Genomic DNA, 229 nt, shown 5'->3' on the forward strand with positions numbered 1-229 from the left:
CGCACCTGTGTTTGGATCTACCTTAACTAGTGGGTTGTTTGACTCAAACTTAGAACCTGCTGGAAGATCACTTCCATCTTCGTTCTTAGGCGCTGGAATAACTACTGTTTCTCCTGGCTTACCTGATGCCTCTTCAAACTTAGGATTATTCTTACCAGCATCTGTAGTTGGATCTACCACCTTAACGGTTACTGGAACCTTGTCCGTTGAGCCATCTGGATACGTTACA

At 44.5% G+C, this 229-nt stretch carries 1 protein-coding gene; it reads right to left on the minus strand.

Annotated elements, in window-relative coordinates:
- Positions 1-229 (minus strand): Rib/alpha-like domain-containing protein (locus tag E4T71_RS09625; RefSeq protein ID WP_245165740.1); only part of this gene is annotated, 229 nt, incomplete at both ends.

The organism is Streptococcus sp. WM07 (genome assembly GCF_004570525.1).
In the GTDB taxonomy this organism is placed as follows: domain Bacteria; phylum Bacillota; class Bacilli; order Lactobacillales; family Streptococcaceae; genus Streptococcus.